We start from the raw sequence: 393 nt of genomic DNA, 5'->3' as shown, positions 1-393 counted from the left end.
TGGTGATGGTGGTGTGAGGAGACGGTGACCTGGGTCCCCTGGCCCCAGTATTCATACTGGCTCACATAGTCGTAATATTGATACTTTCGGGCTGCACAATAATAAACGGCCGTGTCCTCAGGTTTCAGGCTGTTCATTTGCAGATATACCGTGTTCTTGGCGTTGTCTCTGGAGATGGTGAATCGGCCCTTCACGGAGTCTGCATAATATGTGCTATCGCCGTTCCAACTAATAGTCGCTACAAACTCACGCTCCTTTCCTGGAGCCTGGCGGAACCAGCCCATGCGATGACTACCGAAAGTACGTCCAGAGGCTGCACAGGAGAGTCTCAGAGAGTCCCCAGCCTGCACCAATCCTCCTCCAGACTCCTGCAGCTGCACCTGGGCCATGGCC

Annotated in this window: 1 protein-coding gene; it reads right to left on the bottom strand. The window is 54.2% G+C overall.

Annotated elements, in window-relative coordinates:
- Nucleotides 1-389 (bottom strand): immunoglobulin heavy chain variable domain-containing protein (locus OO258_RS27825; protein ID WP_266035051.1); only part of this gene is annotated, 389 nt, incomplete at its 3' end.
- Nucleotides 390-393 lie beyond the last annotated feature (4 nt).

The sequence above is a fragment of the Pseudomonas sp. DCB_BI genome (genome assembly GCF_026240995.1).
In the GTDB taxonomy this organism is placed as follows: domain Bacteria; phylum Pseudomonadota; class Gammaproteobacteria; order Pseudomonadales; family Pseudomonadaceae; genus Aquipseudomonas.
The sequence above is the reverse complement of the archived record's forward strand: the minus strand, read 5'-3'. Positions and strand labels throughout refer to the sequence as shown.